Origin of the sequence: Phocaeicola coprophilus DSM 18228 = JCM 13818 (assembly GCF_000157915.1) — a bacterium.
GTDB lineage: Bacteria > Bacteroidota > Bacteroidia > Bacteroidales > Bacteroidaceae > Phocaeicola > Phocaeicola coprophilus.
Genome location: NZ_EQ973643.1, coordinates 640,554 through 647,838, shown reverse-complemented (window position 1 = coordinate 647,838; position 7,285 = coordinate 640,554). Strand labels below are relative to the sequence as shown.

5 protein-coding genes are annotated in these 7,285 nt (G+C 45.2%); 2 read left to right on the top strand and 3 right to left on the bottom strand.

The genetic code is table 11. The annotated features are described in order from the left end of the window. Window positions 1–148 precede the first annotated feature (148 nt). The 3 genes from BACCOPRO_RS10715 to rsmA form a co-directional block, all read right to left on the bottom strand. The gene (locus BACCOPRO_RS10715) at window positions 149–1,954 is read right to left on the bottom strand and encodes a DUF349 domain-containing protein (RefSeq protein ID WP_008143544.1); all 1,806 of its coding nucleotides are present in this window, start codon (window positions 1,952–1,954) and stop codon (window positions 149–151) included. Window positions 1,955–2,197: 243 nt separating this feature from the next. Further along, a complete protein-coding gene (mgtE, locus tag BACCOPRO_RS10710; RefSeq protein WP_008143543.1) occupies window positions 2,198–3,538 on the bottom strand; it encodes a magnesium transporter in 1,341 nt (446 codons plus the stop codon). A 43-nt stretch (window positions 3,539–3,581) separates the two neighbouring features. Beyond that, entirely contained in the window at window positions 3,582–4,379 is a 798-nt protein-coding gene (gene rsmA / locus BACCOPRO_RS10705; RefSeq protein ID WP_008143542.1) for a 16S rRNA (adenine(1518)-N(6)/adenine(1519)-N(6))-dimethyltransferase RsmA, read from the bottom strand. Window positions 4,380–4,481: 102 nt separating this feature from the next. On the opposite strand from rsmA, the gene BACCOPRO_RS10700 reads away from it, so the two are divergent. Together BACCOPRO_RS10700 and BACCOPRO_RS10695 are read left to right on the top strand one after the other, a co-directional pair. Then, on the top strand, window positions 4,482–5,480 hold the full coding sequence (locus BACCOPRO_RS10700; protein ID WP_040311431.1) for a lysylphosphatidylglycerol synthase transmembrane domain-containing protein: 999 nt from the start codon (window positions 4,482–4,484) through the stop codon (window positions 5,478–5,480). Window positions 5,481–5,498: 18 nt separating this feature from the next. Further along, window positions 5,499–6,956 carry an aminoacyl-histidine dipeptidase gene (locus BACCOPRO_RS10695; protein ID WP_008143540.1) on the top strand — a complete coding sequence of 486 codons (1,458 nt, stop codon included), beginning with the start codon at window positions 5,499–5,501 and terminating at the stop codon, window positions 6,954–6,956. Window positions 6,957–7,285 lie beyond the last annotated feature (329 nt).

Genomic DNA, 7,285 nt, shown 5'->3' with positions numbered 1-7,285 from the left:
GTTTCGGCGTTTAAGAGAAAACATTTCGTTCTTTTCTCTTAAACGCCGAAACGTTTTTTTATCGGATTTTCTGGTTTTGCTGCTGGAAAAGAAATTCCGTTTCCAGCGGCGGTAAACCTTTCTTTGCAGAAGGCAGGCGGAGAGCAGTTTAGTTTTGTCCTCTCAATGCTTCGTCAATGGCTTCAATTTTCTTTTGTACAAGTGACAGGTCAGCTCTCAGCCGTTCAATCTTCCGGTTGATTTCTGTGACGAGTGAGCTTCCTTTCTGTGAAGAAGAGTTCAGGAAGCCCAGGTTGTTCTCATACGTCTTGATGTCGTTTTTCAGGCCTTCGTATGTACGAACCAGTTTGTCACGTTCTTTATACAGGTTCCTTTCGTTGCTTAATCCTGATTTGAAGCTGTTCAGTTTCTTTTCTGAAGCAGACAGGTTTAAACGTTCAAAAAGCTTATCCACTGCTGTGTGGTAGGCGTTATACAGCCGGTCTTTTTCCTTGAACGGAACGTGACCTACCTTGTTCCATTCTTTCATGAGTGCTCTGACCTGTTCTGCCGTTCCGTCATCTGTTGTGCCTGCAGCATTCAGTTCTTCAAGCTGTTTGATGATATTTTCTTTTTTCGTCAGGTTCTCTACTTCTTCGGAACGCTGGGAAGAATTAGCTTTGTTCTTCTGACTGAAGAAATAGTCACAGGCGCCGATGAAACGTTTCCAGACAGATTCGGAATGTTTCTGTCCCACAGGACCGATCGTTTTCCATTCTTTCTGCAATTGGGTAAGGATCTGTGCCGTTTCTTTCCAGTCTGTACTGTCTTTCAGCGATTCAGCTTTCTCGCACAAGGCTTTTTTCTTTTCCAGATTCTTGGCCATGTTTTCTTTGATATACTTATAGAAAGCAGCCTTCTGCTTAAAGAAATTGTCGCACGCAGCACGGAAACGTTCGAAAATCTTTGTGTTCATTTTCTGCGGGGTAGGGCCGATGGTCTTCCATTTAGCTTGCAAGGCAAGTATTTCCTTAGTCTTGTCTTCCCAGTCCGCAAATGTCTTGAAGGTATCATATTCCATACCTTCTATGATCTCACAGATAACAGTCTTTTGGTCGAGGTTGTTCTGTTCAGCTTCTTTCTGCAATTCGAAATATTGCTGATGACGGCGGTTGATGACAGCTGAGGCAGCCTTGAACCTGCTCCAGATCGAATCACGCAGTTCTTTTGCTACGGGACCGATGCTGTGGAATTCCTGGCTCAGCTTCTGCAACTGATGGAATGCTGAAATGGCATCCGGATAGTCGGCCAGCTTTTCTGCTGCTTCACAGAGATATTGTTTCTGCTCCAGATTCTTTTTGAAATCATATTCTCTCAGCTCATAATTAAGTTTCAGCATGTCATAAAACTTTTCTGTATAGAGCTGGTAATTCTTTCTGAGTTCGTTGACTTTCGTAGCGGGAACCAGTTTGATGTCATTCCATTCCTGCTGGAGCTGTTTGAATTCATTGTATGTTTTTCCTGCTTCTTCCGGTGATTCCGCAATGTTCTTAATCTTCTCCAGAATCTCAAGTTTTCGGGCCAGGTTCTTTTCTTTTTCTTCTTCCTGTGCGGCCATCAGTTCATTACGTTTCTCCTTGATGGAACCCATGAGACTTTTGAATTCGCCTTCCAGTGAATCCGGTTTCGGAATGAATGCCTCGGCTTTTCCTCCGTTATTGACAAAATCTTTTTGAGCGGCATCCTGTTCGGCTTTATGCAACTTGTAAAACGTTTGTTTGAGTAAATCAATTTCCTGTTTGTCTGCATTGCAGTTGTCCGCAATGATTTCCTTCAAGCGTTCTATAACTTCTTCTTTGCTTTTTCGCTGAGGATATCTGGCTTGAGAGGCGTCAGCAACGGGTTGGACCGAAGTTTCAGGCATTTCATTGGCTGGCACTTCAGTTAGTGGGCGGTTGTTTTCATTTAGTTCCATCGTATGTAGATTTTGAATGAATAATCTTTTAATTTTACTAGAATACCCACAAATTAAAAGAATAAAATCTTATTTTCATATTTTTTTGCAAGTTATTTTTCTTCCTTCTGCTTAAAAGGTTAATAAAGATGTTTAAAAGCATAAAAATAAAATCGCACCCGGCAAGTATAACTAACCTTCTGTCTTCTCAGTGAAATCAGACGGGAAGGAGGTTATAACCTGCCGGGTGCGAAGTGCTTTTGTTTAGGAAAGCAATACGGTAATTCCCATATACATCAGCATGCCAATGATGTCATTGGTAATGGAGATAAACGGACCGGTAGCAATGGCCGGGTCTATTTTCAGTTTTTCCAGTGTCATGGGAACAAGAGTTCCGAAGATGGATGCGAACATGACTACGGCAAAAAGACTGATCGATACCGAATAACTGACGGTTGCACTGGCTCCGAAACGGATAAAATTATAAATGTATACCAGCATGGAAATGATGGTTGCATTAATCAGGGCTACAACGCTTTCTTTCAGTACCTGCTTGAATGTATTTCCTGCGTCGAGGGAGCTGTTGGCCAGTCCTTGTACGACGAGAGCCGATGACTGCGTTCCCACATTTCCTCCCGTACCACCGATCAGCGGAATGTAAAGTGCCATTTCAGGATGGGCGGCAAAGGTCGTATCGAAGTTTCCGAGAATCATGGAGTTGCCTATTCCGCCCAGCATTCCGATGAGCAGCCATGGCAAACGTGCTGTGGTCTGACGGAAAACATTATCGTCGGATTCTACGTCCTGTGACAAACCGGATGCCAACTGATAGTCACGTTCTGCCTGTTCACGAACTTCATCCATCACGTCATCAACGGTAATTCTTCCCACCAGACGCCCGATGCTGTCCACAACCGGAACGGCCACCAGGTCATATTTTTCAATGGTCTGAACTACTTCTTCAACGGGCATGTCCACATGCACGGAGATCGGATCTTTTTTCATGACGTGCTTGACCTTCGAAACAGAAGGGCTGGTAATCATTTTCTTGAGCGGAAATACACCGCGCAACCGTTCGTCGTCGTCCACCACGTACACATAATAGATCTCATCCATTTCTTCTGCCTGGATACGCATTTCGCGAAGACATTCGGGCATACTCCAGTTTTCGTTAACGATCACCATTTCCGTACCCATGAGACCGCCGGCCGTATCTTCGTCGTATTTCAGCAAGTCAACAATGTCACCGGCCTGTTCGATGTCCTCAATGTGCGAAAGTACTTCCTCCTGTTTGTCTTCGTCCATTTCCCGGATGATGTCTACGGCATCGTCCGAATCCATGTAGTCTACAAAACGTTTGGCAATGGTTTCCGAAGGAAGAAGTTCCAGAAAACGCTTTCGTACGTCTTCGTCCATTTCAATGAGCACGTCGGCTGCCGTTTCGTTGTCTAGCAACAGGTAGACGAAACGCGCCTCTTCGGCATCGAGTTCATTGCACAATTCAGCGATATCTGCAGGGTGCAGGTTCTTCAGCAGTTCCTTTAGTTTGTCCGATTCCTTGTTTTCAATCAGTTCGGAAACGTTTTTCAATTCTTCGTTTTCCATAAGGCTTGCTTTCTTGGTTAGGCACGCGGAGCGTGGGGTTATTTTATTCAGTTGGTTCGGTGTTCAGAGCTTGTTCCACCCGGTTGGTCAGGTCAATGAATTCCTGTACGGACAATTGTTCCGGTCTCTTATTGAAAATGGGATCAGCCATCAGCGGATTGGTCTTGTCCAGAATGGGTGAAATCGAATTGCGCAAGGTTTTTCGTCGCTGGTTGAATGTCGTCTTGACGATTTGCTTGAACAGTTTCTCATTGCATCCCAGTTCCTGAGTCTCGTTGCGTGTCATGCGGATGACTGCACTTTTCACTTTGGGAGGCGGATTGAAAACATGTTCGTGGACTGTAAACAGATATTCCACCCGGTACCAGGCCTGGATCAGTACGCTCAGGATACCATAAGTCTTGCTGCCGGGACCAGCTGCCATGCGTTCGGCCACTTCTTTCTGGATCATTCCCGTACAACAGGGGATCAGGTCTTTATAATCCAGCATCTTGAAAAAAATCTGACTGGAGATATTGTATGGATAATTACCCGTCAGCACGAAAGGTTTTCCTTCGAACAGTTGAGCCAGGTCCATTTTTAGAAAGTCTTGTTCAATGATGTTGTTTCCCAAAGCAGGAAAGTTTTCGCGCAGATAGGCCACGGATTCAAAGTCGAGTTCCACCACTTTGAGCGGTCTTTCCTTGGTCATGAGGAACTGGGTGAGTACTCCCATACCCGGTCCGACTTCCAGGATCGGAAGCTCAGGGCATGCATCTACGGTGTTGGCAATGTCTTGGGCTACTTGCAGGTCTTTCAGGAAGTGTTGTCCCAAAAACTTCTTAGGCTTGACTGATTTCATTTCGTTTTATAATTATTCTGGCGATTAACCGAGATTGTTTGCAGTAAATATTATCTTTGCATCGTGCAAAGTTAAGCATTAATCTTTATATATAGATTGATTTTGGAACGAACTGGTTTAAAAAAACGATTTAATAAAGTCTTGCAGGTGGTGCTCCCTTTAGGATTGGGAGCGGTTATTCTGATCTGGACTTATCATGGCTTTGACTTTCGGCACGTGTGGGAAGTCATGAATGGAGGCGTGAATTATGGATGGCTGTTGTTTTCTCTTGTTTTTGGAGTGACCGGCCATTTGTTCAGAGGCTGGCGCTGGAATCTGGCTCTGGCTCCTTTGGGAGAATATCCCCGCAGGGCAAACAGCGTGTACGCCATCTTTGTGTCGTATGCTGCCAATCTGGTTCTGCCCCGCGTCGGTGAAGTTTCTCGTTGTGGAATTCTGGCTAAGTATGACGGAGTTTCCTTTTCCAAGTCTTTGGGAACGGTCGTTACGGAACGTCTCATTGATACGGTCTGTGTCCTGCTGATAACTGGAGTGACTCTCCTGATGCAGACCAAGGTATTTGCTGCTTTCTTTGAAAAGACGGGTACCAATGCGGCTTTCTTTACCCATTTGTTTACGTCCACCAACTTCTACATCACCTTGCTTTGTCTGCTGGCAGCGTGTGTACTGGCTTATTTCCTTTTGCGTAATCTGACCGTCTTTGCCCGGGTACGCGGCATTATGGGAGATATCTGGCAGGGATGTCTTTCCTTGCGGAAGGTGAAGAATCCGCCGCTTTTCATACTCTATACGGTCGGAATCTGGGCCAGTTACTTTTTGCAGTTCTATGTCAGTCTTTTCAGTTTTGATTTTTCTGCAGATCTGGGACTGATGCCGGCCCTGGTCATGTTCGTCGTTGGCAGTATTGCTGTGGCTGTTCCTACTCCTAACGGGGCGGGTCCCTGGCATTTTGCGGTCATCACAATGATGATGATGTATGGGGTAAATAAGGGAGATGCCGGAATATTTGCCTTACTTGTGCATGGAATTCAAACCTTTTTATTAATTTTGTTAGGTATTTATGGACTGGTGGCTTTGCCGCTGATAAATAGAAAACATTGATTAACAAACCAAAACTTTATGAGTGAAATTCTTTCTTTGGCTCCACAGAATGTGTGGAAGCATTTCTATTCATTGACTCAGATTCCCCGTCCGTCGGGACATTTGAAGAAAATTCAGGCATTCTTGTTGGAGTTTGGTAAGAATGCAGGTGTTGAAACTTTCCAGGATGAAGCCGGAAATATCATTTACCGCAAACCGGCAACTCCGGGCATGGAAAACCGCAAGACTGTGATTTTGCAGGCTCACATGGATATGGTTCCACAGAAAAACAAGGACACACAGCATGATTTTGAGAATGATCCGATTCAGACTTACGTGGACGGTGAATGGGTAAGAGCCAAAGGAACAACACTCGGTGCGGATAATGGTATGGGTGTTGCCGCCATCATGACTGTTATGGAAGACAAGACTCTGAAGCATGGTCCGCTGCAGGCATTGATCACTGCTGACGAAGAAACCGGAATGTATGGAGCCTTTGGTCTGAAACCTGGTACGGTGGAAGGCGAAATCCTGCTGAATCTTGACTCGGAAGAAGAAGGTGAACTGTATATAGGATGCGCCGGAGGTGAAGATCTGACGGCTACTTTGGAATATAAGGAAGAAGAAACCGATCCTGAAGACGTAGCGCTGAAAGTTACATTGAAGGGGCTGCGTGGAGGTCACTCCGGTATTCAGATCGGCTGGGGACATGCCAATGCCAATAAGCTGATGGCGCGTTTCATGAATCAGGTTATCACATACGATGAGGCTTGTCTGGTTTCCTGGGAAGGTGGCAACATGCGTAATGCCATTCCTCGCGAGTGTGAAGCTGTCATCACGGTGCCGGCATCGGAAGTTGACGATGTATTGGCTTTTGTTGGTGAGTGCGAACAGGTTTGGCGCGATGAGTTCGCTACCATTGAAGACGGACTGAGCTTTACCGCTGAACGGGTTGAACTGCCTAAGATGATGGTTCCTGATGAAATTCGGGACAATCTGGTAGATGCTATCTTTGCTTGTCCGAACGGAGTGGAACGTTTTATTCCGACTATTCCGGATACAGTGGAAACATCTTCCAATCTGGCCATCGTAGAAATCGGCAATGGAAAAGCTGCCATCAAGGTGCTGACCCGCAGCTCTCGTGAGTCAATGAAAGATTATCGCAATACAGCCATCGAAAGCTGCTTCTCAATGGCAGGTATGCAGGTAGTTCGTTCCGGCGGTTATTCTGGTTGGGAGCCGGATGTCAACTCTCCGATTCTTCATGCCATGAAAGAATCTTATAAGGCACAGTTCGGTGAAATTCCTTCTGTAAAAGTAATTCATGCCGGTTTGGAATGCGGTATCATTGGTGCGGTAGTTCCAGGTTTGGATATGATTTCTTTCGGACCGACACTTCAGTGTCCGCATACTCCGGAAGAACGCTGCCTGATTCCGTCTGTTACCAAGTTCTATGAATTCCTGATTGCAACATTGGAAAATACACCGTTGAAATAATTTTCTACGGAAAAACAGATACCCGGTTATTCTTTTTATTCCAGAGAGAATAACCGGGATTTTTTTATTAAGGGATGTAAAGGTTCTAAAAATATGTTATAAAACATCGGAAATAGCAGGGAGGGTATTGCAGATATCCGAAAAACACCTACCTTTGCATCGTGTTTTTCATAGTATTAGATTTAAGGTTAATAAAGGTTGGAGTACAGCGGTACTCCTTTTTTTTATCCTGGCCTGAACGGTACGATGTGTGGAAACGGCTGCACGGTTCGGGCCAATGACCGCATGATTCCGTTAATACTTGTATTTCCTGTCAGACGGTTGTCCGT